Genomic DNA, 414 nt, shown 5'->3' on the forward strand with positions numbered 1-414 from the left:
GAGGATGCGGCGTACTCCATCGGAGTCGAGCCGCATTGTCCCTGACCAAGATCGGGATCTAGGGCCGAATTCGGGAAAGACCAGCGTCGCCCTCTCTTTGTTGGCGGAGAGGTCACTATTACCCTGCTGACGCAGTGCGATTGCCCGCTCGATCGGGAGCGCGTCGTGGTCCATCTCGCTCCGGACGACGACGTCTACTTCCCCCTCTTCGAGTTTCCTGATGCGAGCTTCGAGCTCCTGAACACGGTCCTTGCTCGCACGCTTCATCACCGCGGTACCGAGGGGGAATTCGGCTCCAGTCGTGGACCTGACGGACAGGTCCTCGATCATTCCGGTGTCCCACTCGAATTCTACGTCGTTCTGGAGCTGCTTGGAATGAGCTGCCAGCTTCCGCTCTATCGCTCGCCGAGCCTC

1 protein-coding gene is annotated in these 414 nt (G+C 60.6%); it reads right to left on the reverse strand.

Features of this window, described 5'->3' with window-relative positions:
• On the reverse strand, positions 1-414 hold a 414-nt coding region (locus EXE45_RS20075; RefSeq protein ID WP_158294344.1), incomplete at both ends, for a hypothetical protein.

The organism is Halorubrum sp. SP9 (assembly GCF_005435015.1).
GTDB lineage: Archaea > Halobacteriota > Halobacteria > Halobacteriales > Haloferacaceae > Halorubrum > Halorubrum sodomense.